This is a genomic window from Bacillus coahuilensis m4-4 (assembly GCF_000171615.1).
Classification (GTDB): domain Bacteria; phylum Bacillota; class Bacilli; order Bacillales; family Bacillaceae_K; genus Bacillus_T; species Bacillus_T coahuilensis.
Genome location: NZ_ABFU01000030.3, coordinates 17,371 through 43,264 on the forward strand (window position 1 = coordinate 17,371; position 25,894 = coordinate 43,264).

Consider the following 25,894-nt stretch of genomic DNA (forward strand, 5'->3'; position numbering starts at 1 on the left):
CACCCTAATGACATTAGGGTGGTTGTTTTATATGTTTTCGAGCAATTTCTTCGCAATTCTCTTATAATCATCAGGATCAATACCAGGCGCAAACTCTTCAGGTAGATCATCAAGATCAGGAATAGGTGCTCCTTTTGGAGTTCCCTCAACTACACGTAAAGGCTTTCCATTTTCAGGATTTGTTCCCTTCCAAATTTGGTTAATATCTTTATAATCTGTATCACTCCATGTATATAAAATGTTATTCAACCCTTCTTCTTCATATTTTTTAGCAAAGTCAAAACGTGAATTACTTAAATCTGGTACAGGTATCAACTTTTGTACCTCAACACCTGTTACAATCTCAATGGCTTTTGCGTAGGCTAGGGCATGAGTTCCTCCTCTCACAAGTAAATATCCAATCATCTCTCTTGCTGTTACATGATCGGTCATTTCATATACTCTCATTTTATGAGTTCTGGCTCCTAGCTCTAGAAAGAAATTATGAAGTAAATCAAGTACTAGATTGCCGCTGTTAAATACATAATCTCCTGTCCATGCCTTCCCCATTGAGTCACCAGGAAGAGCTGTTTGGGCGGTCGCGATATAATGATAGGAATTTCGTTTTGACAGGGCATTTTGCAGAGGAGCAATATCTGGGTCACCAGGAAAAGTTGTTCCTTTTGTAAGAAGATTGATGGTTGTATTAACGAGCTCAACATGGCCAAATTCTTCTGCGGTAATACTTGAAACTAAATCGTAGAAAGGTTTTAATTTTTTCTTATTTCTAAAACCGAATGATTGATACATATAATTATTTAAAGTTGACATTTCTCCAAACCTACCACCAAGTAATTCCTGAACAGCTGCAGCAGCATTTGCATCACCGTGTTCAGGCACGGTTAGCTCGATTAACATTCGATCCATGCGCTTAAACATGTTGATCTCCTCCGTATGCTTATTCGGGTGAAACCCATACTACTTCAGTTGTTCGAATATAAAATGGTCGATTCGAAATCTCTACTACTAAATGATCTGGCATAACCGTTTTAAGTACACCTCTTAATGAACCTTGTGTGGTCTGAACGACAACCATTTCACCAATTATGGAAGTAAATGATTGATAAACATAGGCATCAATGATAGAAAATAAATTGACTTGCTCATTACTCAAAGCACTATCCCTCCCTTCACTGAACCTCCTTTAAATGTATATGTGGTATAAATTGAATTAAAGATTGTCTGCATTAAAGAAAGAAAAAGTTTGTGAAAGGCAAATTCTTGTATACATCTTACGAAAAAATGTATAGTAAGTATAAATACTTTGGAATTAACGAAGGAGGAAGAAGATGACTTTAACGAATGAAGTAATTCACAAGCAAAAAGGTTACCGCTTACATATCGTAAAAACTGAAAAGTATAAGACCAATACAATTGTTTGGAAAATGAAGGCACCTTTATCAGAAGACACTGTGACATTAAGAGGGTTACTACCTCATGTATTACAAAGTAGCTCGAATGCTTACCCAACAACAACAAAATTACGATCCTATCTTGATGAATTATATGGTGCTCATTTTTTTGTAGATGTAGGTAAAAAGGGAGAGCAGCACGTAATGAGCTTTAGTATTGAGTTAGCAAATGAGAAATTTTTAAAAGATCAAACGCCACTTTTAGAAAAAGCCATTGCGTTTTTAAAGGAAATTCTTCTTCAACCACTTTTAGAAGACGGTGCATTTCACAAAGAAACTGTTCAAAAAGAAAAAAGAAAATCAACTGCAACGGATCGAGTCTATTTATGATGACAAAATGAGATATGCAAACTCACGTATAACAGAAGAAATGTTTAAAGGTGAAGCTTTTTCTATGCAGCCTTATGGCATTAAAGGTAAGGTAGACGCCATTACTCCTAGAGACTTATTCGATTACTATGAAAAAGCCATCAATGAAGATGATTTAGATCTTTATATTGTTGGAGATGTAGAAGAAAGTGAAGTGATTGAATTAACCAATAGGTATATTCAATTACCTGAACGTACTGGAAACACGAGACCAAAAGGAGACGTAGCGTCCCGCTCAAATGTTAAAGAGGTAATTGATCGTCAGCCAATTAGTCAAGGGAAACTAAATATGGGATATAGAACGTTTATACAATTTGGTGATCAAGATTATTATGCTCTACAAGTATTCAATGGCATATTTGGTTGGTTTTTCTCATTCTAAGTTATTTGCTAATGTAAGGGAAAAGGCGAGTTTAGCGTATTATGCTGCAAGTCGTTTGGAAAGTCATAAAGGTGTGATGATGGTTATGTCAGGTATTGATTTTCCAAATTATAATCAAGCAGTAACGATCATAAATGAACAATTAGAAGCTATGAGACAGGGAGACTTTAGCGAGGAAGACATCCGGCAGACGAAGGCAGTAATTATAAATCAATTATTAGAAACGATTGATACTTCTCGAGGGTTAGTAGAAGTTCTTTATCATAATGTAGTTTCTGGTGTTGACATTGAGTTAACGACATGGATTGAAAAAATAGATGGAACAACGAAAGATGAAATTGTTCAAGCAGCCAAAAAAGTACAGTTAGATACCATCTACTTTTTAACAGAACAGGAGGGAGCTTAATGGAGAAAATTCAATTTGACCAACTTCAAGAGGAATTATACTATGAAAAGTTAGATAATGGGCTAGATGTCTATATTCTTCCTAAGAAGGGCTTCAATAAAACGTATGCCACATTTACAACAAAATACGGATCAATTGATAATCATTTTATTCCTCTTAATCAAAATGATTTTGTAAAAGTGCCTGATGGGATTGCTCATTTTCTTGAGCACAAAATGTTTGAAAGGAAGAAGGAGATGTGTTTCAGCATTTTAGTAAACAAGGCGCATCTGCAAACGCATTCACTTCTTTTACAAGAACCGCCTACTTATTCTCAAGTACCTCCAATGTTGATTCTAATTTAACAACACTGTTAAACTTTGTTCAAGAGCCGTATTTTACGGAAAAGACTGTTGAGAAAGAAAAAGGAATTATTGGTCAAGAGATTAGAATGTATGAGGATAATCCCGATTGGCGTTTATATTTCGGACTCATCCAAAATATGTTTCATCACCATCCTGTTAAGATTGATATCGCTGGAACTGTCGAAAGTATTGCAGACATCACGAAGGATATGCTATACGAATGCTACGAAACATTCTATCATCCGAGTAATATGCTGTTATTTGTGGTGGGTTCAGTAGAACCAAATGAAGTCATGAAGCTTGTAAAAGATAATCAAAAGAACAAACCATTTAAGAATCAATCTGAAATCAAGCGTAAATTTGACGAAGAACCTCCTTCTGTTGCTAGAGAAAAGCAGGTGCTAGAAATGAATGTGCAATCATCTAAATGCCTGGTTGGAATTAAAGAAAATCAACTAGGACAAAAAGGTGATGACATGTTAAAGAAAGAACTGATGACAAATGTTATGCTAGATATGATGTTTGGAAAAAGTTCTGATCATTACTTTGAACTTTATAATGAAGGGTTAATTGATGAATCGTTTTCATATGATTATACTCAGGAACAAGGCTTTGGTTTTGCTATGCTAGGTGGAGACACAAGGCATCCAGATAAGTTGGCAGAACGTCTTAAATCAATTCTGTTAAATGCTAGCGGTGGTGAAGATTTAACGAAAGAATCTCTTGAACGTACCAAAAAGAAAAAATAGGAGCTTTCCTAAGAGCAATTAATTCACCTGAGTACATCGCGAACCAATTTACTCGTTACGCATTTAATGAGATGGATTTATTTAAGGTAGTTCCTATTCTAGAAACCATAACAATTGATGATGTGAAAGAGAGAGCAGTGAACTTTGTATCCGAAGATCGGTTAACCGTTTGTCAGGTGATTCCAAAATCTTCATGAAAAATATGGACCTTCTAGACATCTAGAAGGTCTTTCTACGTAAGCTTTAGACATGCTCAATATTCTATCAAGAACAGGGAGTTAAAAATGAACGACCAAAAATTCGCATTAATTTTAGGGGCAAGTGGTGGAATCGGTAAGGCAACAGCATTAAGGCTAGGAAAGGAAGGCTGGTCTTTATATCTTCATTATCATCAAAATGAAGAAGCTGTTATAGAAATCATTAATGCATTAAAGGATGAACAAATAGAATGTATTCCACTACAATGTGATTTATTAGAAGAGGAGGCCATTGAAAAAATTGAACACTCGATTTTTTCAATAGATAGCCTCATCTATACATCTGGAACTTCTTCGTATGGACTTCTGCAGGATATCTCTCAAACAGAAATTAAAAATCAAATGAAATTACATCTAGAACAACCGATTTTATTAACTCAACGCTTACTTCCAAAACTCTTACAAACAAAGGGGAGTATCGTATATGTTAGTTCTATTTGGGGAGAAACAGGTGCTTCTTTTGAAACGGTTTATTCAGCTGCTAAAGGAGGACAAATCGCCTTTATGAAAGCATTAGCTAAAGAGGTTGGACCAAGTGGGGTTACCGTTAATTGTGTAGCACCAGGTGTAGTAAATACAACTATGATGGGCAGTTTTTCAGAGGATGAAAGACAAAGTATGGTGGAAGAGATTCCTTTAGGAAGATTTTGTCATCCGCATGAAGTAGCGGGATCTATTAGCTTTTTACTATCGAAGGATGCAAAGTATATTACTGGCCATGTACTTTCCATAAATGGTGGCTGGCACATGTAAATTACATGCATATTTTCATTTTTGTAATGCAAACTAACACTGTAATACAAAAAGGGAGGCATACAAACATGAGTGTATTAGATAACTGGTCAGATTGGAAGAATTTCTTAGGTGATCGTTTGCACCATGCCCAAAATGAAGGTATGGACGAAAAAGTAGTCAATGATTTAGCTTACGAGATAGGTGATTATTTAGCTAAGCAAGTTGAAGCTAAAAATGACCAAGAGAGAGTATTAGCAGACCTTTGGTCGGTTGCTTCTGAACAAGAACAACATGCTATCGCAAATATGATGGTTAAATTAGTTCAAAATAACGGAACTAAAGTAAAAAAAGAGAGGATATCCTCTCTTTTTTTGTTATAATAAATAATCAGATCATTTAAAAGTTAAGTTGTATTAATTCCTTTTTTTATTTATGTAAATCACATAAGTTATCTCACGTAAAACTTTCCTTATATGTTAAAATCATATATGATAAATATAATGACAAGTTTCTACAAAATTTCACTCCTTTTTGGGAGGTGTACGTATGGATAAAAAAGAATGGTATTTAGAATATGAAATTCAAGTAAATCGTCCAGGTTTGTTAGGTGATATCGCTTCATTACTTGGAATGCTCTCTATTAACATTGTGACCATTAACGGAGTAGATGAGGGGCGCCGAGGGATGCTATTACTAGCTGAAACGGATGCTCAAATAACAAGATTAGAATCTATCCTACACACAATGGATACCATTAATGTGACAAAGATTAGAGAACCTAAACTACGTGACCGTTTAGCAGTAAGGCATGGACGTTATATTCAACGAGATGCTGATGATAAAAAAACCTTTCGATTTGTTCGAGATGAATTAGGGTTATTAGTTGACTTTATGGCTGAATTATTTAAACAAGATGAACACAAACTAATAGGAATTAGAGGAATGCCTAGAGTAGGGAAGACAGAATCTATTGTAGCATCCAGTGTTTGTGCTAACAAAAAATGGCTTTTTGTTTCATCAACGCTCATTAAGCAGACCATCCGAAGTCAATTAATACAAGATGAGTACAATGCTAATAATATTTTTATCCTTGATGGTATCGTTTCAGCCAAGACATCAAATGAAAAGCACTGGCAGTTAGTTAGAGAAATTATGAGAATGAATTCGGTTAAAGTAATTGAGCATCCTGATATTTTTGTGCAAAACACGGAATATACGATGGAAGATTTTGATTACATTATAGAACTAAGAAATGATCCAAATGAAGAGATTACATATGAACTTATTCAACGAAATCAATTTTTTCAAGATCATGATTTTTGGTGGATTCGATTTTTAAATAGTGGAAGGTGTTACAGTTGACTGAACTAGGTTCTAGATTGAAAGAAGCTCGTGAAGCAAAAGGGCTATCTTTAGAAGACGTACAAGAAATAAACAAAAATTACAAAAAAGATATCTTCAAGGAATTGAAGAAGGTAATTATAGTGTGATGCCAGGTAAGTTTTACGTTCGTGCATTTATTAAGCAATATGCGGAGGCAGTAAATTTAAATTCTGATGAGCTGTTTTCTGAATATGCCAATGATGTACCTAAAACGGAACCAGACGATTATCAACAGCCACTTTCCCGAGTTAAAACAAATAGCCAAGTGTCTGAAAAAGGGTCAAAGTTAATGGAGTTCTTCCCCATGTTCCTTGTCATTTTCTTTGTTATCTTAGCAATTGTAGTTGCTTATTATTTTATTCAAAAGGCAATGAATACAACCAATTCGAGTGAAGTTCCAGATGAACCACAAGAACAAGTAATTATTGAAGAAACATCTGATCCAATAATTGAAGAGGATGAACCAGAAGAACAATCAGAACCGATTGAGACAGAAGAGACTCCTTCAAGTGAGCCAGAAGAAGATAGCCAACCACAATCGGTATTAGCTATAAAAGAAACTTCCGGCACCTCTACTACTTACACTCTATCAAATTCAGATGATTTTACGGTAGAACTAGAGGCGGCACCTGGCGGGGAATCATGGATTACGATGACCGATTCTAACGGAGAAAGAGTGTATTATAATTTCGTTAAAGATACACAAGTGGAGTCCTTTGATTTAAATGAGGCTACAAGCGTTACAATTAAAGTAGGAAGTGCACCGAATACGATCATTCGTGTTAATGGTCAAGAGCTTCAGTATGAGATTGATCCAAGTTCTAGTAATGGGATTACTCAAGAAATAATTATTGAAAAATTAGAACAAGAGAGCACTGAAGAATAATGAGGAGGTAGCGCCTGTCTTAGTTGATGTCATGGCATCAATATAGTTAGGCGCTACTATCTTTTACGCGGAGGATTATGATGAATATACCAAATCAAATTACGATTTCTAGAATAGTACTGATACCTATTTTTTTACTATTTATGTTGGTTCCTTTTGAATGGGGGGTAATCAACTTACTTGGCACATCGATTCCAATTGCCCATTTCATTGGCGCTATTATTTTTATCGTTGCTTCTACTACCGATTGGATAGACGGTTATTATGCTCGTAAGTTTAACTTAGTCACCAATCTAGGTAAATTTTTAGATCCGTTAGCAGACAAGCTACTTGTTTCTTCTGCGTTAATAGTTCTTGTTGACTTAGAACTTGCTGCCACATGGATCGTTATTACCATCATAGCTAGAGAATTTGCTGTAACTGGCTTGCGCTTAGTGCTTGCAGGCGGCGGAGAAGTAGTAGCAGCGAACAATCTTGGGAAAATTAAAACGTGGACTCAAATTGTGGCAATTTCTTCTTTACTTCTTTACAATATTATTTTTGAGCTGTGGAATATTCCCTTTGGAACGATATCGTTATACGTAGCATTATTCTTTACCGTTTGGTCTGGATGGGACTATTTTAATAAAAATAAAGAAGTATTTAAAAACTCGAAATAACTTTACGCAAGGGGCTTTTTGTATGAATGCTGAAATTATTGCCGTTGGATCCGAGCTCTTATTAGGTCAAATTTCCAATACGAATGGACAATTTCTATCTAGAGAGCTTGCTGAACTTGGAATATCTGTCTATTATCATACCGTCGTTGGTGATAATAAAAAAAGACTAGAAGCAGCGATTCAAATAGCTGAAAAGCGAGCAGATTTAATTATTTTCACGGGAGGTCTTGGTCCAACGGAAGATGATCTTACCAAGGAAGTGGTCGCTGATCATCTTTCTTTCCCTTTAGTTATTCACCAACCTTCATTAGATCATATCGAGAATTACTTTAAAAAAGTGAATCGTGTCATGACTGATAATAATAGAAAACAAGCGTTAGTGATTAGTGGTGCTCATGTATTCAAAAATGACAATGGTATGGCTCCAGGGATGATTAAGAGTAAAGATCGTATTCATTATCTACTTTTACCTGGTCCTCCTAGTGAAATGAAGCCTATGTTTACTAATAAAGCCAAGGAACTGCTAGTAAACTTAAAGGGTGAATTTAGTGTTTACATTCTAAAGTTTTACGATTTTTTGGGATTGGTGAAGCCCAATTAGAAACCGAGATTAAAGATTTATTAGACAAACAATTGAATCCTACTATTGCTCCTTTAGCTGAAAATGGCGAAGTTACCCTTCGATTAACGGCCATGGCCAACACTAAATCAGAAGCCAAAAATTTAATTGAAAACTTGAAAGAGATATTCATGAACGTGTTGGTCAATATCTTTATGGTTATGATGACTCTACTTTGTATTCACAGCTGGTTCACCAACTGTCATTACGAAATCAAACCGTAACATCTGCTGAGAGTTTGACAGGTGGACTATTTCAACGCGAGCTAACATCCATAAATGGAGCAAGCGCTGTATATAACGGAGGTTTGGTTACATATTCTAATGAAGTGAAAATGACCATTCTAGGCGTTTCGAAAGATATTTTACATGAGTTTGGTGCGGTTAGTGAACAGTGTGCTATCTCAATGGCAAAGAATGCAAAGCGGCTGTTTCATTCAGATTATAGTGTTAGCTTTACAGGAGTAGCGGGACCTACTCAGCTTGAAGGGAAAGAGGTGGGCACTGTTTGGGTTGGTGTGTCAACCCCAACTACTACCAAAGCTTATTTATTAAATCTTTCAGGAAGTCGTGAAGGAATACGAAATAGAAGTACTAAGTACGGAGCTTTCTATTTATTAAAAGAATTACAAAAAGGGTAACAGATAGAATCTGTGCCCTTTTTTACATCAAACCCGGTTAGATCAAGTGGTTGATATATAGTAATTTCTAACTTAGTAATAGGAGTAGGAGGCAGGAATACGTTGAGGAAATTAAGTGCAATGGATGCTGCAAGACAATTTGTAATAAAGTATCACCCTCATTGTGAAGGAGCTTTGCTTGCAGGAAGTGTTGTTAGAGGGCAAGCAACAGAGACTTCCGATTTAGATATCGTTGTATTTGATGGAAATCTATCATCCTCATATAGGAAATCATTTATAGAATTTGGCTGGAACATTGAATTATTTGCCCATAATTTGACTTCTTACGCACACTTCTTTAAGCAAGATTGCGAGTCTGGTAGACCGAGTATGCCATGGATGGTAAACGAAGGTATCCCTATAAGAGACAATGGAGTATTGAATACTATTAATCGAGAAGCAAAGGATTGGCTACAAACAGGACCAGAACGATGGAGTGAGAAAACAATTAAGGAAAAGCAATATTTTATTACAGATTGTTTAGAGGATTTAATTGGTTGTGAAGATAGAGAGGAAGGGTTATTTATAGTAGGGAAACTTGCTGAGTTAGTCAGTGAATTTATGTTAAGAACAAATGGCAAATGGACTGGCACTTCAAAATGGGCTTTCCGACCATTAGTTCAGTATGATGTGGTCTTAGCAAAAGAGTTTACTATCGCTTTGGACTACTACTATAAAACCAATAACAAGTCTAAGATTATAACATTTGTTGATAAAGTTCTGCTTCCGTATGGTGGAAGGTTTTTCGAAGGCTTTTCCATAGGCATGGATTAAAAGTTAAAAGTAGACTACATTGGAATATTTTTTTGCTTATCAAATAGCTCTAAATTCTTGTAAATTTATTAATTATTGTTTATCAAAAATTTCTTTTTAGTGGAAAAATGATACAAACAAAAAAACGAATGGATGTTCGATTTTTTGCTTGTATATCTTGTTAAAAACATTTATAGTATAGATAGGAATTAATGAACAATGTTTTTTTCTTTTTAGAAGAAACTGAATTATAGATTGATAGATTGAAGGAGGAATCCCTTTTGAGTAATGATCGTCAAGCAGCCTTAGATATGGCTCTTAAACAAATCGAGAAACAATTTGGTAAAGGTTCCATTATGAAATTAGGTGAACAACAAGATCGAAAAATCTCTACAATTTCAAGTGGTTCCGTTACACTGGACACAGCTCTTGGAGTAGGTGGATACCCTAGAGGACGTATTGTTGAAATTTATGGACCCGAAAGTTCAGGTAAAACAACTGTTGCACTTCATGCAATTGCTGAAGTTCAAGCACAAGGTGGCCAAGCGGCATTTATTGATGCGGAGCATGCTTTAGATCCTGTATATGCTCAGAAATTAGGAGTTAATATTGATGAGCTTTTACTTTCTCAACCTGATACAGGTGAGCAAGCTTTGGAAATTGCGGAAGCATTAGTGCGTAGTGGCGCAGTAGACATTTTAGTTATTGACTCTGTTGCTGCACTTGTTCCTAAAGCTGAAATCGAAGGAGAAATGGGAGACTCTCACGTTGGTCTTCAAGCTCGATTAATGTCCCAAGCTCTTCGTAAACTTTCTGGTGCTATAAATAAATCAAAAACGATTGCTATTTTTATTAACCAGATTCGTGAAAAAGTTGGAGTTATGTTTGGTAACCCAGAAACAACTCCTGGTGGAAGGGCGTTAAAGTTCTATTCTTCCGTACGTTTAGAAGTTCGTCGTGCTGAAACGTTAAAACAAGGAAATGATATGGTTGGTAATAAAACGAAAATTAAGGTTGTTAAAAACAAGGTTGCACCTCCATTCCGTGTAGCAGAAGTAGATATTATGTACGGGGAAGGAATTTCTAAAGAAGGTGAAATTATTGACCTTGGTTCCGATTTAGATATCGTTCAAAAAAGTGGTTCATGGTACTCTTATAATGAAGAGAGACTTGGTCAGGGTAGAGAAAATGCGAAACAATTCTTAAAAGAGAACCCAGACATTCGTCAAGAAATTCTATTGAAAATTCGTGAACACTACGGATTAGATGATGTTCAAGTTGAAGAATCAGACGAACAATTTGATTTATTAGGAGAATAAGTAGATAGAAGTGCGATCTTAGCAGATAGTTGTTGAATTTGCTAGGATCGCTTTTTTATATGTTCGCATGACCCTAAGATGAACCATAAAAATGGAAAAGACTTATAATTTTCAGTTAAAAAAGATTCTATTTTAAGTAAGTATAATCGCTCATTTTATCGAGAATACCAAATATACCCTTGCAAGCACTTGACAATGGGTATTGACAGACTTAAAATTGTAATGAACAATTTCTTAATTTTTCAATGAATATTTTGAGAAGCCTAGTGCTGTATGTTACAGAAAATGTACAAGCCGACATGTTAAAGACATGAAAATAAGATAGCAAGAGGAGGTGAAATGATGGATACCTTATTACTAGTCATCATCTCCATTTTGCTTATCCTACCAGTCGGTGTAGTTGTTGGCTATTTTTATCGAAAATCGATTGCTGAAGCGAAAATTAACGGTGCTGAGAATGCTGCAGAGCAAATCCTTGAAAAAGGTAAGCGTGAGGCAGAAGCTCTAAAAAAGGAAGCGTTATTAGAAGCGAAAGATGAAATTCACACTCTTCGAATCGAAACGGAAAATGAACTTCGTGAAAGAAGAGCAGAATTACTTAAACAAGAGAATCGATTAATGCAAAAAGAAGAGAATCTAGACCGTAAAGATGAAAGCCTAGAAAAACGTGAGGCTTCATTAGAACGAAAAGAAGATTCTTTACATGCAAAACAACAACATATTGAAGAGATGGAAAGCAAAGTGGACGAGATGATTTCCGCACAACAAACTGAGCTAGAAAGAATCTCGGGGCTCACTCGTGACGAAGCAAGAAACATCATTTTAGATCGTGTTGAAAATGAGCTTTCCCATGACATTGCCATTATGGTTAAAGACCACGAAAATCGTGCTAAAGAAGAATCTGATAAGAAAGCAAAAGAGATCTTATCATTAGCGATTCAACGATGTGCAGCAGATCATGTGGCAGAAACGACGGTATCTGTCGTTACATTACCAAATGATGAAATGAAAGGCCGTATCATCGGTCGAGAAGGTCGAAATATTCGTACTTTAGAAACGTTAACAGGTATTGATTTAATTATTGATGATACTCCTGAAGCAGTTATTCTTTCTGGATTTGATCCAATTAGAAGAGAAACTGCTCGATTAGCACTTGAAAAACTTGTTCAAGATGGACGTATTCACCCAGCTCGTATTGAGGAAATGGTGGAGAAATCTCGCAGAGAAGTTGACGAGTATATTCGAGAAGTTGGAGAGCAAACAACATTTGAAGTCGGTGTTCATGGTCTACATCCAGATTTAATCAAAATTCTAGGTCGATTAAAATACCGTACAAGCTATGGCCAAAATGTGTTAAAGCATTCTATGGAAGTGGCTTTCCTTTCAGGATTATTAGCAGCTGAATTAGGTGAAGACGAAATGCTTGCTAGACGTGCTGGATTACTGCACGATATAGGTAAAGCAATCGATCATGAAGTAGAAGGAAGCCATGTTGAAATTGGTGTTGAATTAGCTCAGAAGTATAAAGAACATCCTGTAGTAGTCAATGCGATTGCATCCCATCATGGTGATGCTGAGCCAACTTCTGTTATTTCTGTTTTAGTGGCAGCTGCTGATGCACTATCTGCTGCTAGACCTGGTGCAAGAAGTGAGACACTAGAGAATTATATTCGAAGACTTGAAAAGCTAGAAGAGATTTCTGAATCCTATGAAGGAGTAGAGAAATCGTTTGCTATTCAAGCTGGTCGTGAGGTTCGTATAATGGTCCGTCCTGATGCTATTGATGACTTAGAGGCACATAGATTAGCCCGTGATATTCGAAAACGAATTGAAGAAGAGTTAGATTATCCAGGACACATTAAAGTAACAGTTATTCGTGAAACACGTGCGGTTGAATATGCAAAATAAAAAAAAGCTGCTAGAGAGTACTCTAGCAGCTTTTTTAACTATAAGGAAACAACTAACGAACTGAAACAATTTTGCAACTAAAGCGATAGATTTGAGAGGATTGATGTTATGCGAATTCTTTTTATAGGAGATGTGGTAGGTTCACCTGGTCGTGATATGGTTAAAGAGAATCTGCCTTTATTAAAAGACAAATATAAGCCCCAATTTGTCATCATAAACGGTGAAAATGCAGCTTCTGGTAGAGGGATTACTGAGAAAATTTATAGGGAATTTCTTGAATGGGGAGCGAATATTGTTACATTGGGCAATCACGCTTGGGATAATCGAGATATTTTTGAGTTTATTGATCAGGCCAAAAACTTAGTTCGTCCTGCAAACTTTCCTGACGCACCCGGGCAAGGGATTGTGTATCAAAAATATAATGCTGAAGAAATTGCGGTGATCAATCTTCAAGGGAGAACATTTATGCCACCTCTTGATTGCCCTTTTAAAAAGGCAGATGAATTAATTGAAGAGGCTAGAAAAAGAACATCGATTATATTTGTGGATTTTCACGCTGAGGCAACTAGTGAAAAACAAGCGATGGGCTGGTATTTAGACGGACGAGTAACAGCCGTTGTAGGTACACATACACATGTACAAACAGCCGATTCTAGAATTCTACCTGAAGGGACTGCCTATTTAACAGATGTCGGTATGACGGGTCCTTATGATGGAATCTTAGGAATGGATAAGGGTCCAATTATGGGGAAATTCTTAAATTCATTACCTGCACGATTTGAAGTACCCAAAACAGATAAAAAAGTATTGAGTGGAGTTATTGTGGATGTGGACGTAAAGTCTGGGAAAGCAAAAAAGGTAGAAAGAATACTTATAAACGAGGATCACCCATTTCTATATTAGATTGAATAATATAAAGAGGCTACTCAAAAAGGTCGATTTAATCACTTTTTTAAGTTAGCCTCTTTTTACATAACTTTTTGAATCATTTCCTCATCATATTCTCTTTCATTTCCTGCAATCCTTGTACAAGCTGGAATACTCAAGCCTTTCGCTGAATATAGTAGCAGTGGATACTGTTATCCCACACATGTTCATGGAGCATGAACAATCGGTACGGGAAATGACAAGGAGGAAATGAAATGGAGATATTAAAAGTTTCAGCAAAATCTAACCCTAATTCTGTAGCAGGTGCACTGGCCGGTGTTCTCCGTGAAAGAGGAGCTGCAGAAATTCAAGCAATTGGTGCAGGCGCATTAAATCAAGCTGTCAAAGCAGTAGCCATTGCTAGAGGGTTTGTAGCACCAAGCGGTGTTGATTTAATATGCATACCTGCCTTTACTGATATTATGATTGATCAAGAAGAACGAACAGCGATTAAGTTAATTGTAGAACCACGTTAAATGAGAAAAAAGCTGATAGGAGATTCTCCTATCAGCTTTTTACTAATGACGTTACGAAAGGGAGTTTCGGATGATTTTTGATGCACATTGCGATGTTTTATATAAATGTATCTGAATCCCAGATTACAGTTTTATCAAGATTCCTCGCTGCACATCACTTATGAGCAGCTAGTATCCACTGGTGGGAAGATTCAACTGTTTGCCATTTATCTGCCTTCTCATTTAAAGCCGGGGGAACGGTTTTCTGCTGCACTTAGAATGGTGGATGATTTCTATGAAAAAATTATCCAACCTAATGAAAAGTTAAAATTAATCATTTCAAAGCATGATGTTACTTCTTTAAGAGAGGGAGAAATTGGGGCGATCTTAACACTTGAAGGCTGTGAAGCCATTGAAGAGGATATAATGAAACTTTCAACTCTCTTAAGACTTGGTGTTCGCTCTGTCGGATTAACCTGGAACTTTGCGAATGCTGTGGCTGACGGGGCAATGGAGCCAAGGGGGGCAGGTTTGACAACGTTTGGGTACGAGGTTGTAGAGATGTTAAATGAGTGGAATGCTTGGATAGATGTTTCTCACCTTTCAGAAAAAGCGTTTTGGGATGTGATGAAAGTAGCCCGCTTTCCAATTGCTTCTCATTCAAACTCGTATACCCTATGTCCACATCCAAGAAATCTAAAAGACAATCAAATAGATTGCTTGAAAGAAAAAGGAGGAAAAATAGGTATTACATTTGTCCCCCACTTTTTAAAAGAGAATGGTCCTGCCGTGATTGATGATGTTCTCTCTCATGTAGATTATATGCTGCAACGAACAGGAGAGCATGTGGTTGGGTTTGGGTCCGATTTTGATGGAATTGAAGAGACTGTAGTGGGTCTACATACCTATCGAAACTATCAACAATTAATTGATCGTTTATATAAAGAATATCGTCCGCAGGTAGTAAAGAATATCTTATTTTTAAATTTTGCCTCCGCTATTCATTTTTAAAAAATCATTGACAAAAATATGAAAATTTGTGAAGATAACGATGGAACGTTCCAAATTAAATTTAAAATTAAATTAGATTTACCACTAGGGGAGCTTTTAAAAAGCTGAGATTAAAGTAAGGACTTTAAGACTCTTAGAACCTGATCTGGTTAACACCAGCGGAGGGAAGTGGACTGATACATATTCTTTCGTATGTCTTCTATCCACTTTCATGTATGTGAAAGTGGATTTTTTATTGTGTATCGTTCATTTCTATCGGTTCATTCGAGTATTTCAAAAAAATAGAAATAGGAGGAAGAATCTATGAAATTTACTGAACAATTGCGTCAAAAAGCCAATTATTACTGGGAAGAAAGCTTTCAACATCCATTTGTCCAAGGAATTGTAAAGGGTGATTTAGAGCTAGAAAAATTTAGATTCTATATTATACAAGATACCTATTACTTACGTCATTTTGCTAGAATCCAAGCAATAGCAGCCAGCAAAGCAACAGATTTGAATATGACAGCAAGACTAGCATTCCATGCGAGTGCGACAGGGGAAGCGGAAACAAGCTTACACGAAAGTTATTATAATGATTTATTTATTACAAAAATGGACATTGATAAAGAGTCCCCGGCTCCAACCGCTTATGCTTATACGTCACATATGTACAGGGTAGCTTTAAACGGAACGGTAGGTGAAATGATTGCTGTTCTACTACCATGTTATTGGCTATACGGAGAGATTGGTGAACGATTTAAAGACGAAAAACCAGAAGTTGAAGTATTTGCTAAATGGATTGATACGTATAGTAGTTCTTGGTTTCAAGAACTAGTGGAAGAGCAAATTCATCGTTTAGATGAGTTGGCAGCTCTTGCATCGGTTGAGGAGAAAGAACGAATGACAGAGCACTTTCTCATTAGTTCACAGTACGAATTAGCCTTCTGGGAAATGGCTTTCACGTCAGAAGAGTGGCCTATGAATCAAATGAGAAGAGGTGTTCGAGCATGAAAAAACTAACGTTAACAGATATATTGGTGACAGTTACCATAGCATTTGGGTTTGGAGTAATTTATAAGTTATGGGGTCCATTATATTATAGTGTAAAACCACTTGGGATCCATTTGGATCAACTTATTTATGGCATGTGGTTCATTGCAGCAATCGTTGCCTTCGCCATTGTAAAAAAAGCTGGAGTTGCCTTTTTGGCTGAACTTGCCGCTTCCTCAGGAGAGCTGATTATGGGATCGGAATTTGGCCTTGAAGTATTATTATACGGAGCACTTCAAGGGGTTGGTGCTGAACTTGCTTTTGCTTTATTTAAATATGAAAGTGAATCAGTGATGGTCATGGCACTGGCTGGCTTATTCTCTGGTGTAGCTTCTCTTCTATTAGATTTTTTCAAAGGGTATATAGGAGAACTAGAGCTATGGAATTTACTGTTATTTATAGGCTTACGTTTAATGGGTTCTATCGTTTTAGCTGGTATTCTCGGATATGCCATAGCTAGAGGAATTGAATCAACAGGTGTTACTGCAAGCTTACATGGTGGTACAAAAGAGGATTACGATGCGCTCGAAAGATAATATAGGAATAACGGTTGAAAACCTTCGACTGAAATATCCAGGAACTAGTAGGAAACAATTTGACAAATTATCATTTCGTATAGAGCCTGGAGAAAAGATCTTAATCGTAGGTCCATCGGGGTGTGGTAAGTCCACACTCCTTCAATTATTAAGCAGTATTATACCAAGAAGCTACTCTGTCCCTTTTAAAGCTGACGAATTGGTGCTTCCAACCAGTACGGGAGTGGTATTCCAAGACCCTGACTCGCAGTTTTGCATGAATTTAGTTTGTGAAGAGGTTGCATTTTCATTAGAGAACAATAGAGTTCCTGCAGATGAGATGGACCGAATCATTCTAGAACTATTAAGGACTGTAGGGCTGAGAAACTTTAAAGAACAACCAATAAGAACATTATCAGGCGGCCAAAAACAAAGATTAGCGATTGCTTGCCTACTAGCTTCTTCTCCGTTTTACGTTTTTTAGATGAACCTACTGCCATGGTAGACGAAAAGGGAACAAAGGATATCTGGGAATCGGTTCAAAAGGTGTGGGATCAGCAAACCGTTATTATCGTTGAACATAAAATTCATCTTGTGCTTCCGTTTATTGATCGAATCCTCCTTTTAGATGATAAGGGTCAACTGGTTGTATTTGACAAAAAAGAAAAAGTTCTAAGGGACTATAAAGAAGATTTAGTACGATTTGGTATATGGTATGAGGATTCCTGGAAGCATTACATAGATCCTTTGTATCCGTTACATTTTGAATCCACTACTAAGATGATAGAGTCGGAGAGTTATCAAGTATTCCGAAATAAGAAGCCTATCCTTACCATAAAAGATATGACGATTTTTCACCAAGAATGGATAGGGATTATTGGTGAAAATGGAGCAGGTAAAAGTACGCTGTTAGAGGCTATAATGGGGTTGCTCCCTACATAGGGAGAACTGTTACTAGAAAATAAAGTTTATAAGCGTTTAGATCGAGCAGTGATGATGACGTTAGTATTTCAAAACCCTGAAATGCAGTTCCTACAACCAACCGTTAAAAAAGAGATAGAATATACGTTATCGTTACTTGGATGGGAGGAAAACGCAAAGAAATATCGTGTAGAAGAACTGCTTCAGCAATTCTCACTTGACCATGTCAAAGATATGCACTCCTACCAATTGTCCTTAGGGACAAAAAAAAGGGTTAGTATCGCTTCATGCATTGCCCATAGACCATCTATTGTTTTAGCAGATGAGCCGACGTTTTGTCAAGATGCACTCAATACGAGAGAAATTCTCCTAGCTCTTCAGGAACTTCAAAAAAACGGCACAACGATAATTATGGTTTGTCATGATCAATCTTTACTTGAGCGAGTCGCGACAAGAATTTATAAAATGGATCAAAGTACTATTTCGGAGAATAAGAGTAACCGTGAAGACTGCAACAAAAGGGTGATACTATAAATGGAAACGACTAGGGAAACATGGGTTCATAGAGTGAATCCTATTAGTAAGCTAGGTATAAGCGTCTTATTATTTGTCTGCCTATTATTTCTCCATAATCCATCCATTCTGTTTTATATACTGATCTTGCTGCTATTAAATATTTTACTATTATCAGGTCAATCTATTTTTCGTTTTTTCCTTTTTCTATTACCATTTCTCTTTATTTTTGTTTCAACTAGCTCGAGTATGATTCTATTTGGACAGGGAGAAAATATATGGTGGCAATTTGGATTGATCAAGATTTCAGAAGAAAGCTTTTATCTAGGTATTCACATTGGCCTTCGAGCTCTTTCATTTGCATTAATAGGATTTTTCTTTTATCCTGACTACTAAGCCGACAAGGTTATTTTATAGCTTAATGCAAAGTGCACGGTTACCCTATAAAGTCGGATATAGTTTACTAAGCGGCGTTCGGTTAATACCTCAGCTATTTAATCAATTTCAGCAAATGAGAAAGGCAATAATCGTTAGAAGTGGTGGGTCAAGAGTGTCCGCCGTCGAACAAATGAAACTCATCATGATCCCAATTCTTGCAGGTAATATTCGGAACGCCCATAGACTAGCTGCTGCAATGGAAGCAAAAGGGTTTACAGAAGATAAGAGAACCTTTTATTACTCGGACGATTATTCAAAGAGGGATGTTTATTATCTCATTTACGCCATATTTTGTTTCGTAATTGTGTCGATTTTGTCAACATATTATCCTATTTTCCCGATAGACAATGTTATGAGGCTATAACGAAGAGGTACACATATTGAGAAAAAGGTAGAAACCCGTTATACTAAAGTAATGCAAATCCTTGCATTACTTTTTTTATACATGAATGTAATGATTTTGAGTAAATACGTTAAGGTGTAATGAAAGGTTTCGACCTTTAGATAAGAAAGGGGATTTCAATGAACGAGGAACAACGTCTAGAAGGTCAACAGTCTGTTGTCACAAAAGACAATAAGCAGGAAAAAGATTATAGTAAATACTTCCAATCTGTTTATATGCCTCCAAGTTTAAAGGACGCGAAAAAGCGTGGGAAAGAAGAAGTAAAGTATCATAACGACTTTTCGATCTCAGAAGAATTTAGAGGCTTAGGTGAAGGAAAGAAATTTTATATTCGTACTTATGGTTGCCAAATGAATGAACATGATACAGAGGTAATGGCTGGAATTTTTTCTGCGTTAGGATACGTTGCAACAGACACGAAAGAAGCAGCAGATGTTATCCTTTTAAACACGTGTGCTATTCGTGAAAATGCTGAGGATAAAGTATTTGGTGAATTAGGACATTTAAAACATTTAAAAAGAGAAAAGCCAGACCTATTAATCGGTGTTTGTGGATGTATGTCACAAGAAGAATCTGTTGTGAACAAAATTCTAAAATCACATCAGCATGTTGATATGATTTTTGGAACTCACAATATTCACCGCCTTCCAAATATCTTGAAAGATGCTTACATGGCGAAGGCAATGGTAGTAGAAGTATGGTCAAAAGAAGGGGACGTAGTAGAAAACCTTCCGAAGGTACGTCGTGGTAATATTAAAGCCTGGGTAAACATTATGTACGGCTGTGATAAATTCTGTACGTATTGTATTGTTCCTTATACACGTGGTAAAGAACGTAGCCGACGTCCAGAAGAAATCATTCAAGAAGTACGTCATTTAGCGGCACAAGGTTATCAGGAAGTGACTCTTTTAGGTCAAAACGTAAATGCATATGGTAAAGACTTAGAGGATATGAAGTATGGTCTTGGCGATTTGATGGATGAATTACGAAAAATTGATATCCCTCGTATTCGTTTTACAACAAGTCACCCTCGCGATTTTGATGATCACTTAATTGAAGTATTATCGAAAAAAGGGAATCTTGTTGAACATATTCATCTTCCAGTTCAATCCGGTTCAACAGATGTTTTAAAAATTATGGCCCGTAAATATACACGTGAACAATTCTTAGAGCTTGTTCGTAAAATTAAAGCAGCGATTCCAGATGTTGCTTTAACTACAGATATCATTGTTGGTTATCCAAATGAAACACGTGAACAATTTGAAGAAACGATTTCACTATTCAAAGAGGTTGGATTTGAAGGGGCCTATACCTTTATATATTCTCCTCGTGAAGGAACTCCAGCTGCTAAAATGAATGATAACGTACCGATGGAAGAAAAGAAACGACGACTTCAAGAATTGAACGCGTTAGTAAATGAGTATTCCGCAAATGCCTTAAAGCAATATGAAGGTAAAGTTTTAGAAGTACTTGTTGACGGTGAAAGTAAAAAAGAATCCTGATATTCTAGCAGGATATACACGCAAAAATAAATTGGTCAACTTTAAAGGACCAAAAGAGATTATTGGTAAACGTGTGCTTGTGAAAGTTACAGAAGTGAAAACTTGGCACTTAAACGGCGAATTCGTTGAAGAAGTAGCTACAATAGGGGTGAATTAAATGGCAAAGTATACAAAAGAAGATATTATTGTCCGTGCAAAAGAATTAGCAAAGATGATCTCAGAAACAGAAGAAGTAGATTTCTTTAAACGTGCAGAAGCTCAAATTAATGAAAAACAAAAAAATCCGCCAAAAGATTACTAGCTTAAAAACTCTTCAAAAACAAGCGGTTAACTTCCATCACTATGGTAAAGAAGAGGCCTTAAAGCAGACGGAAGAGCGAATTGAAAAAATCGAAGCAGAAATCGATGAATTACCAATCGTTCAAGAATTCAAGCAGTCTCAAGATGATGTGAATGATCTTCTTCAATTAGTTGCCAATACTATTTCCAATACTGTGACGGATGAAATTATTATCTCAACAGGTGGAGATTTGTTAAAAGGTGAAACAGGTTCTAAAATAGCATCCACTACACCAGGTAGCTGCTCATAATAAAAGAACGAACAGAATGATATTCTGTTCGTTTTTTTTTATTAAAGCTTTGTTTAAGGGTATTGTTCAATTTATTATTTTCCAGCAGTTGAATGCAGCAAAATAGCGAAGACTCCACTAATGCCTAATGAAAAGCTCAACCATTTTTGGGAACCTGGCGACGTTATAAAACAGAGATTTTTATAAAAATTTTTGATAATAATAAACATCATGCCATTGATTAAATTTATACCCAACCTCTTTAATGACGCCAGCTTCTTTAAATCCTATTTTTTTTATGAAGGTGAACACTTCCTTTATTTCCTCCTGTGATTCCACTTATAACCGTATGAAATGCTCTTATTTTCCCTTCGCGTAGAATTTCAACAATTAATTTATTTCCTATCCCTTTTCCTCTATACGCGTTTGAAATATATATACTTAGCTCAACGGTTAATCGATACGCAGGCTTTATATTATAGGGACTTAGAGAAGCGTATCCTACAACCTTGCCTTGGTCCTCATATACAATGAGTGGATACTTTTCACCATAACTAGAAAACCATGCTTTACGTTCTTCCACACTTTTTTCTTTTGTATCAAAAGTTGCATTTAATGTTCGGATGGCTTCATTATAAATTTCAACTAAATCTGGTAAATCTTTCTCTTCGGCATATCGAATCATTTTCATACTCCTAACTATTTTTATCTATTTTAAATCCTTTTTGTTTTTTAAAAGAGGAAAGATTGAAAGCTTGTCGAATGGGTAAACGGAGATTAACTTACTTAAGGAGTGATGAAGGTGAGAAGACAAATTATTGCCATGGGTGGTGGCGGATTTTCAATGGAGCCAGACAACCTATTACTAGATCAATATATTCTGGATCAATCAGAAAAAGATTCACCTAACGTTTGCTTTTTAGCCACTGCAAGCGGGGATTCGGATGGATATATTGAAAGGTTCTATAATTCCTTTCAAACGTTAAACTGTGAGCCCACTCATCTTTCATTATTTAATCCTCATGTTAGAGATATTGAAGGCTTCATATTAGAGCAAGATATCATTTACGTTGGCGGTGGGAACACTAAAAACCTATTAGCCCTTTGGCGTGAATGGGGGATAGACACGTATTTAAGAACAGCATGGGAGAACGGTACCATTCTCGCTGGCTTAAGCGCAGGTGCTATCTGTTGGTTTGAGCAAGGAGTAACTGATTCATATGGTGACGGTTTGGAGTGTTTAACTAGTTTAGGATTTTTAACTGGTAGCTGTTGTCCACACTTTGATGGTGAAAAGGAAAGAAGACCTAGCTTTATAGACTTTATTCAATCTGGTTTTATGCAAGCGGGTTATGGGATTGATGATGGAGTAGCTCTCCATTTTATTAATGAAGAACTAGGAAATTGTGTTAGTTCTAGGGAAAATGCCGGGCCTATTATGTTTCACAAAAAGAAGGTCAAGTAACGGAGGACAAGCTTGAGGTGAATTACTTAGGTGAAAGGTAAGAAAGAGGGTGCGTTACCTCTCTGTCTCCAGAAGATACCGGTAGACTAATTTCAATCATTTTAAGTGAGGATGCCAGTTGGATAACAAAATAAATTATTCACTCGGATGGAAAATTTAGAGGTTAATAAATTGTTAAAATGCTTACAATGTAAGCATTTTTTTACATAAAAGCATTTGAAAAGGAGTGAATAATGTGAAGTATTTTATCGCCATTGTTCCCCCATCACAACTGATGAAGCAAATCATACAATTTCAAGGGAAGTGGGAGAATAATAGAATTCAACATGTGGCAGAGCCTCATATTACGGTGAAGGCTCAGAGTGGTTTAACAGAAGATTTAAACTGGTTAGAGTCCATTCGAAACGAATTGATAGATGTGGAAGGTTTTGATCTGACACTTAAGGAGCCTAGATTTTTCTCGAATGCTGTTCTGTATATTCATTCGGACTCTGAGGAAATAGATTACCTGCATAAAAGATTAATGAATGCAGTGTCGCCTGCTACTGAAGAAAGGTTAATGTACATGGAAGATGATCGTTTTATTCAACACCTAACCATTGGACAAACAAGATGGGGGCTAACTGAAAAAGAATTAAGAGAAATGAGAGAACAGATTGAAGGAGAAATTCCAATGAATATAACGTTCCGAGTAAACTACCTGAGGGTTTACCATGAAGTTGAAGAAAATGTTTATTGTAAGTATCTTGATCTACCGCTTGGAAGAGGACAGGAGTTAACTCAATTATCAAAGGAAAAAATTTGAAACTATTTCATCTGTCAGCCGTAACTAAATAGTGAGGTGATGGGTATGGGAACTTTCATTAGTTTACTCGTTTTAGTTTTCATTAGTATCCTTTTTATTGGACTAGGGTTGTCGGGGTCTAAAAGCCGAAAGAGACATTCATCTAACGTTTAATCTTATGATCATTCGAACCAAGCAGAGAGTTTTTTTGGTGGATTTGATGGAAGCGGAGGAGACGGAGGCGGCAGTGGAGAGTAGAAAACGGTCTCCTTTTTGTAGTAGTTTATTGTCATTAGAATTTCATTTAAAGAAGTCTAAAGATGTTTAAGAAGCGCTTTTTAAGAAAAGACAACCGATACTCATAGTAGTAGCATTTAGCTGTGTAAAAAGTGAGTAAGGGGTTTAGGAGTGAGTGAACCTTTATGAAAAAGAGTATCGTCGTTTTGGATTTAATATGTTACTTAGTCCTCCCACTTCTTCTATGGAATGAATTACGTGATGTTATGGGTGATTATTATGCGATGCTTTGTTCTTCTGTTCCAGGGATTCTCTATACCATATATCGATTTTATGAATTAAAGCGTGTCAATGTGTTTGGAATCTACATGTTATCCACCTTAATCATCGGAACGTTAATCGATGTATTAGCTGGAAATGAGATTCAGCTCTTATGGAATAATGTTTATTATGCAGCGGCTATGAGCCTATTTTTCTTAGGAACTATCATCTTTCGAAAACCAGTTACTTTATATTTTGGTTTAGATTTTGCAGAGCTCCAAGGGTATGATAGGGCATTCAGCAAACGTTTGTTCTATCAGCGGGAGTTGTTACTTATCTTTCAACTAATTACTCTTATTTTCGCATTAAGAAGCGGTGTATTAGCGGGAGTAAAAGCATGGCTAATCATTGAGTACGGAGTAGACGCTTTCGATAAAGGAATATGGTTACGTCAACTGTTTAGTTGGATGATGACGGGATTTACTATCGTTGGCTTCTTGCATATAGGTAAAATCATACAAAATCGACCGGATATCATAAAAAGAGTGGAAGATGAGCTAAAAGAAGTGAAATAGGCCAAGGGCTAGTCGCTTTTTTGAAAGCAGTATGATACTGGGTAAGAAAGGTACTACTATGAACACTTCGAGTTCAGAAATCTGCATGGAACTAAAATCAGAAGGTCTAAGCTATGAGTGATTCCATTGATGCAACAGCTAAGATGAGACGGAGAAGAAAAAGGTACCGATTAGATGACAAGGAATACCAAGAAAGCATGCTACATAATTCAAGCAATAGGCCGTTATTTCCTTTTTGGGTTCTTCATGTAGAGAAAACAGGGAACGTAATACATGTGAATTTGATGGTCCTAATTTTAAATCGGCCATTCCATTTTACTTTGGAGATAAGAAGTTTACACTAGGTCTGTATACTGGAAACGAAGGGTTTCTGTTTATAGCCATTTTACCAAGGGGAGAAACGTGAAACATGAACATTCAATTACGAAATGGCCAAAAGTCAGCAATCGTTCCATATACCCCTTCCCATTTTAAAGAAATTCATAGTTTGAATGAAAAAGAAGAATGGAGCAATCTAGTAGCTAAACATATTAATACCCGTGAGGCTTGGGACCACTCGACAATCGCTTACGTAGTAATCAATGAAAAGCGAGAACTGATTGGATATGTGAGAGGTCTGACAGATACAAAAATTACACTATATATCTGTGAAATTTTAATCGATAAACGCTATCGTGGACTAGGTGTCGGTAAAATTTTAATAGACTATGTTCATTCTCTTTATCCTGAAACAAGGATGGAAATGTTAGCTAGTAGTGAATCTCGTACGTACTATGAACAAAAATCCTGGTTTGTGCTTCGATTTTGACTTAATGTTATAAAATCCGCCGTTTCATTCACAAGTTCTTCGGAAAGTTCCTCCTCCTTTTTATAGACTGTAAATACTTTTTGATGGGTTGTCATAAACTCCCCAATTTTATGATGAAATTCAATAAATATTCCCTGCTCTAGAGCAAGTTTACGTAGATTTGTTACATCTACTCGAGATAAATAATGTGACCCTTTACAGTAGAATGAGAGGTTCCTTTTAACACATATATATCAAAATATATACTAATCAAGGCAATAAATAATCCTAACAAGCTATATAGCCCTGGTATTAACCAAAGACTATTTTTTACAGTAAAATATAGCTGCTTCATCAGTTTCATATCCTTTTTAAATAATAGGCATATGATTCTCAAATCGATACCTCTGTATTCACAAACCATTTAAAATTTAACAGCCCAGCAATTTTAAGCGCTAAAATTCCCCGATATCCAGGGCTTAGACGTTTTCTACATGCTTGAGAAAGGATTATAAGGATATACGAGAGAATGTTACCGCTTTCACTCACTATCTCGCACTTATAGTCATAACATTCCGTGAAACGGTTGAAATAAAACTT

At 36.3% G+C, this 25,894-nt stretch carries 25 protein-coding genes, 8 pseudogenes and 1 riboswitch; of the genes and pseudogenes, 28 read left to right on the top strand and 5 right to left on the bottom strand.

The features are described from left to right. Positions 1-27: 27 nt before the first annotated feature. Both M44_RS07880 and M44_RS07885 read right to left on the bottom strand, forming a co-directional pair. A complete protein-coding gene (locus M44_RS07880) occupies positions 28-918 on the bottom strand; it encodes a manganese catalase family protein (RefSeq protein WP_010172564.1) in 891 nt (296 codons plus the stop codon). Positions 919-937: 19 nt separating this feature from the next. Next, a complete protein-coding gene (locus M44_RS07885) occupies positions 938-1,153 on the bottom strand; it encodes a YuzF family protein (RefSeq protein ID WP_010172565.1) in 216 nt (71 codons plus the stop codon). Positions 1,154-1,328: 175 nt separating this feature from the next. On the opposite strand from M44_RS07885, the pseudogene yfmF reads away from it, so the two are divergent. From yfmF to M44_RS21500, 23 genes and pseudogenes are all read left to right on the top strand, one after another. Then, a pseudogene (gene yfmF, locus M44_RS21460) lies at positions 1,329-2,608 on the top strand (EF-P 5-aminopentanol modification-associated protein YfmF). Continuing rightward, positions 2,608-3,898 (top strand): annotated as a pseudogene (gene yfmH / locus M44_RS21465) (EF-P 5-aminopentanol modification-associated protein YfmH). Before yfmF ends, yfmH begins: the two co-directional pseudogenes overlap by 1 nt. An 87-nt stretch (positions 3,899-3,985) precedes the next feature. Beyond that, complete coding sequence (ymfI, locus tag M44_RS07910; protein ID WP_010172567.1) at positions 3,986-4,711, top strand: elongation factor P 5-aminopentanone reductase; 726 nt, start codon at positions 3,986-3,988, stop codon at positions 4,709-4,711. 68 nt (positions 4,712-4,779) lie between these two features. Beyond that, the gene (locus M44_RS07915) at positions 4,780-5,073 is read left to right on the top strand and encodes a DUF3243 domain-containing protein (protein ID WP_010172568.1); all 294 of its coding nucleotides are present in this window, start codon (positions 4,780-4,782) and stop codon (positions 5,071-5,073) included. 166 nt (positions 5,074-5,239) lie between these two features. Beyond that, the gene (locus tag M44_RS07920) at positions 5,240-6,055 is read left to right on the top strand and encodes a DUF3388 domain-containing protein (RefSeq protein WP_010172569.1); all 816 of its coding nucleotides are present in this window, start codon (positions 5,240-5,242) and stop codon (positions 6,053-6,055) included. Then, on the top strand, positions 6,052-6,183 hold the full coding sequence (locus M44_RS28780) for a helix-turn-helix domain-containing protein (RefSeq protein WP_010172570.1): 132 nt from the start codon (positions 6,052-6,054) through the stop codon (positions 6,181-6,183). The genes M44_RS07920 and M44_RS28780 overlap by 4 nt, the downstream gene beginning before the upstream one ends. Continuing rightward, positions 6,183-6,962: a helix-turn-helix domain-containing protein gene (locus M44_RS21470; protein WP_050770938.1), complete on the top strand. Its 780-nt coding sequence runs from the start codon at positions 6,183-6,185 to the stop codon at positions 6,960-6,962. Before M44_RS28780 ends, M44_RS21470 begins: the two co-directional genes overlap by 1 nt. Positions 6,963-7,042: 80 nt before the next feature. Next, the gene (gene pgsA / locus M44_RS07930; protein ID WP_010172572.1) at positions 7,043-7,621 is read left to right on the top strand and encodes a CDP-diacylglycerol--glycerol-3-phosphate 3-phosphatidyltransferase; all 579 of its coding nucleotides are present in this window, start codon (positions 7,043-7,045) and stop codon (positions 7,619-7,621) included. Between the two features lie 22 nt (positions 7,622-7,643). Next, positions 7,644-8,880 (top strand): annotated as a pseudogene (locus M44_RS21475) (competence/damage-inducible protein A). Between the two features lie 102 nt (positions 8,881-8,982). Continuing rightward, positions 8,983-9,693 (top strand): nucleotidyltransferase domain-containing protein, encoded by a 711-nt coding sequence (locus M44_RS07940; RefSeq protein WP_010172575.1) that lies wholly within the window; start codon positions 8,983-8,985, stop codon positions 9,691-9,693. 260 nt (positions 9,694-9,953) lie between these two features. Further along, entirely contained in the window at positions 9,954-10,991 is a 1,038-nt protein-coding gene (gene recA / locus M44_RS07945) for a recombinase RecA (RefSeq protein ID WP_010172576.1), read from the top strand. A gap of 342 nt (positions 10,992-11,333) precedes the next feature. After that, positions 11,334-12,899, top strand: a complete 1,566-nt coding sequence (gene rny / locus M44_RS07950) for a ribonuclease Y (protein WP_010172577.1) — start codon at positions 11,334-11,336, stop codon at positions 12,897-12,899. Between the two features lie 108 nt (positions 12,900-13,007). Beyond that, complete coding sequence (locus M44_RS07955; protein ID WP_010172578.1) at positions 13,008-13,802, top strand: TIGR00282 family metallophosphoesterase; 795 nt, start codon at positions 13,008-13,010, stop codon at positions 13,800-13,802. A 239-nt stretch (positions 13,803-14,041) separates the two neighbouring features. Next, the gene (gene spoVS / locus M44_RS07960) at positions 14,042-14,302 is read left to right on the top strand and encodes a stage V sporulation protein SpoVS (RefSeq protein WP_010172579.1); all 261 of its coding nucleotides are present in this window, start codon (positions 14,042-14,044) and stop codon (positions 14,300-14,302) included. 70 nt (positions 14,303-14,372) lie between these two features. Continuing rightward, positions 14,373-15,292, top strand: a pseudogene (locus tag M44_RS21480) (dipeptidase). A 76-nt stretch (positions 15,293-15,368) separates the two neighbouring features. Then, a riboswitch (TPP riboswitch) is annotated at positions 15,369-15,476 on the top strand. 119 nt (positions 15,477-15,595) lie between these two features. Next, positions 15,596-16,285, top strand: coding sequence for a thiaminase II (gene tenA, locus M44_RS07970; protein WP_010172581.1), 690 nt, complete (start codon positions 15,596-15,598; stop codon positions 16,283-16,285). Then, a complete protein-coding gene (locus tag M44_RS07975) occupies positions 16,282-16,860 on the top strand; it encodes an ECF transporter S component (RefSeq protein ID WP_010172582.1) in 579 nt (192 codons plus the stop codon). The genes tenA and M44_RS07975 overlap by 4 nt, the downstream gene beginning before the upstream one ends. Further along, the gene (locus M44_RS25005; protein ID WP_029326791.1) at positions 16,844-17,323 is read left to right on the top strand and encodes an ABC transporter ATP-binding protein; all 480 of its coding nucleotides are present in this window, start codon (positions 16,844-16,846) and stop codon (positions 17,321-17,323) included. The genes M44_RS07975 and M44_RS25005 overlap by 17 nt, the downstream gene beginning before the upstream one ends. A 14-nt stretch (positions 17,324-17,337) precedes the next feature. Then, positions 17,338-18,294: pseudogene (locus M44_RS29375) on the top strand (ABC transporter ATP-binding protein). After that, positions 18,295-18,669 (top strand): CbiQ family ECF transporter T component, encoded by a 375-nt coding sequence (locus M44_RS28785; protein ID WP_010172583.1) that lies wholly within the window; start codon positions 18,295-18,297, stop codon positions 18,667-18,669. 25 nt (positions 18,670-18,694) lie between these two features. Continuing rightward, the gene (locus tag M44_RS28790; RefSeq protein ID WP_010172584.1) at positions 18,695-19,075 is read left to right on the top strand and encodes an energy-coupling factor transporter transmembrane component T family protein; all 381 of its coding nucleotides are present in this window, start codon (positions 18,695-18,697) and stop codon (positions 19,073-19,075) included. 158 nt (positions 19,076-19,233) lie between these two features. Next, positions 19,234-20,773 (top strand): annotated as a pseudogene (gene miaB, locus M44_RS21495) (tRNA (N6-isopentenyl adenosine(37)-C2)-methylthiotransferase MiaB). Then, positions 20,774-21,206, top strand: a pseudogene (locus tag M44_RS21500) (YlbF/YmcA family competence regulator). Positions 21,207-21,465: 259 nt separating this feature from the next. Here M44_RS21500 and M44_RS21505 read toward each other — a convergent pair. After that, positions 21,466-21,870 (bottom strand): GNAT family N-acetyltransferase, encoded by a 405-nt coding sequence (locus tag M44_RS21505; RefSeq protein WP_010172586.1) that lies wholly within the window; start codon positions 21,868-21,870, stop codon positions 21,466-21,468. A 111-nt stretch (positions 21,871-21,981) separates the two neighbouring features. Here M44_RS21505 and M44_RS21510 point away from each other — a divergent pair. The 5 genes and pseudogenes from M44_RS21510 to M44_RS08035 all read left to right on the top strand — a co-directional run bounded on the left by M44_RS21510 (position 21,982) and on the right by M44_RS08035 (position 25,315). Further along, positions 21,982-22,691 (top strand): annotated as a pseudogene (locus M44_RS21510) (Type 1 glutamine amidotransferase-like domain-containing protein). Between the two features lie 194 nt (positions 22,692-22,885). Then, positions 22,886-23,455, top strand: a complete 570-nt coding sequence (locus tag M44_RS21515) for a 2'-5' RNA ligase family protein (RefSeq protein WP_010172588.1) — start codon at positions 22,886-22,888, stop codon at positions 23,453-23,455. 401 nt (positions 23,456-23,856) lie between these two features. Further along, the gene (locus M44_RS08025; RefSeq protein WP_010172589.1) at positions 23,857-24,507 is read left to right on the top strand and encodes a VC0807 family protein; all 651 of its coding nucleotides are present in this window, start codon (positions 23,857-23,859) and stop codon (positions 24,505-24,507) included. A 113-nt stretch (positions 24,508-24,620) separates the two neighbouring features. Continuing rightward, positions 24,621-24,851, top strand: coding sequence for a hypothetical protein (locus M44_RS08030; RefSeq protein ID WP_010172590.1), 231 nt, complete (start codon positions 24,621-24,623; stop codon positions 24,849-24,851). 65 nt (positions 24,852-24,916) lie between these two features. Then, positions 24,917-25,315: a GNAT family N-acetyltransferase gene (locus M44_RS08035; protein ID WP_010172591.1), complete on the top strand. Its 399-nt coding sequence runs from the start codon at positions 24,917-24,919 to the stop codon at positions 25,313-25,315. Here M44_RS08035 and M44_RS29860 read toward each other — a convergent pair. Both M44_RS29860 and M44_RS26880 read right to left on the bottom strand, forming a co-directional pair. Continuing rightward, positions 25,279-25,545 (bottom strand): DUF2254 family protein, encoded by a 267-nt coding sequence (locus M44_RS29860; RefSeq protein WP_081447454.1) that lies wholly within the window; start codon positions 25,543-25,545, stop codon positions 25,279-25,281. The two genes, M44_RS08035 and M44_RS29860, sit on opposite strands and share 37 nt — an antisense overlap. Then, the gene (locus M44_RS26880) at positions 25,485-25,649 is read right to left on the bottom strand and encodes a hypothetical protein (RefSeq protein ID WP_155814926.1); all 165 of its coding nucleotides are present in this window, start codon (positions 25,647-25,649) and stop codon (positions 25,485-25,487) included. Before M44_RS26880 ends, M44_RS29860 begins: the two co-directional genes overlap by 61 nt. Positions 25,650-25,894: the final 245 nt, after the last annotated feature.

What these genes read in the sequence shown, in the direction of transcription:
- rny (WP_010172577.1), top strand. Translation starts at nt 11,334, where the DNA reads ATGGATACCTTATTACTAGTCATCATCTCCATTTTGCTTATCCTACCA.
- M44_RS28785 (WP_010172583.1), top strand. Translation starts at nt 18,295, where the DNA reads ATGGAAACGACTAGGGAAACATGGGTTCATAGAGTGAATCCTATTAGT.
- M44_RS07880 (WP_010172564.1), bottom strand. Translation starts at nt 918, where the DNA reads ATGTTTAAGCGCATGGATCGAATGTTAATCGAGCTAACCGTGCCTGAA.
- M44_RS07955 (WP_010172578.1), top strand. Translation starts at nt 13,008, where the DNA reads ATGCGAATTCTTTTTATAGGAGATGTGGTAGGTTCACCTGGTCGTGAT.
- M44_RS26880 (WP_155814926.1), bottom strand. Translation starts at nt 25,649, where the DNA reads ATGAAGCAGCTATATTTTACTGTAAAAAATAGTCTTTGGTTAATACCA.
- tenA (WP_010172581.1), top strand. Translation starts at nt 15,596, where the DNA reads ATGAAATTTACTGAACAATTGCGTCAAAAAGCCAATTATTACTGGGAA.
- M44_RS07915 (WP_010172568.1), top strand. Translation starts at nt 4,780, where the DNA reads ATGAGTGTATTAGATAACTGGTCAGATTGGAAGAATTTCTTAGGTGAT.
- M44_RS07975 (WP_010172582.1), top strand. Translation starts at nt 16,282, where the DNA reads ATGAAAAAACTAACGTTAACAGATATATTGGTGACAGTTACCATAGCA.
- spoVS (WP_010172579.1), top strand. Translation starts at nt 14,042, where the DNA reads ATGGAGATATTAAAAGTTTCAGCAAAATCTAACCCTAATTCTGTAGCA.
- M44_RS25005 (WP_029326791.1), top strand. Translation starts at nt 16,844, where the DNA reads ATGCGCTCGAAAGATAATATAGGAATAACGGTTGAAAACCTTCGACTG.
- M44_RS21470 (WP_050770938.1), top strand. Translation starts at nt 6,183, where the DNA reads ATGCCAGGTAAGTTTTACGTTCGTGCATTTATTAAGCAATATGCGGAG.
- M44_RS08035 (WP_010172591.1), top strand. Translation starts at nt 24,917, where the DNA reads ATGAACATTCAATTACGAAATGGCCAAAAGTCAGCAATCGTTCCATAT.
- M44_RS08025 (WP_010172589.1), top strand. Translation starts at nt 23,857, where the DNA reads ATGAAAAAGAGTATCGTCGTTTTGGATTTAATATGTTACTTAGTCCTC.
- M44_RS28790 (WP_010172584.1), top strand. Translation starts at nt 18,695, where the DNA reads ATGCAAAGTGCACGGTTACCCTATAAAGTCGGATATAGTTTACTAAGC.
- ymfI (WP_010172567.1), top strand. Translation starts at nt 3,986, where the DNA reads ATGAACGACCAAAAATTCGCATTAATTTTAGGGGCAAGTGGTGGAATC.
- pgsA (WP_010172572.1), top strand. Translation starts at nt 7,043, where the DNA reads ATGAATATACCAAATCAAATTACGATTTCTAGAATAGTACTGATACCT.
- M44_RS21505 (WP_010172586.1), bottom strand. Translation starts at nt 21,870, where the DNA reads ATGATTCGATATGCCGAAGAGAAAGATTTACCAGATTTAGTTGAAATT.
- M44_RS07920 (WP_010172569.1), top strand. Translation starts at nt 5,240, where the DNA reads ATGGATAAAAAAGAATGGTATTTAGAATATGAAATTCAAGTAAATCGT.
- M44_RS08030 (WP_010172590.1), top strand. Translation starts at nt 24,621, where the DNA reads ATGAGTGATTCCATTGATGCAACAGCTAAGATGAGACGGAGAAGAAAA.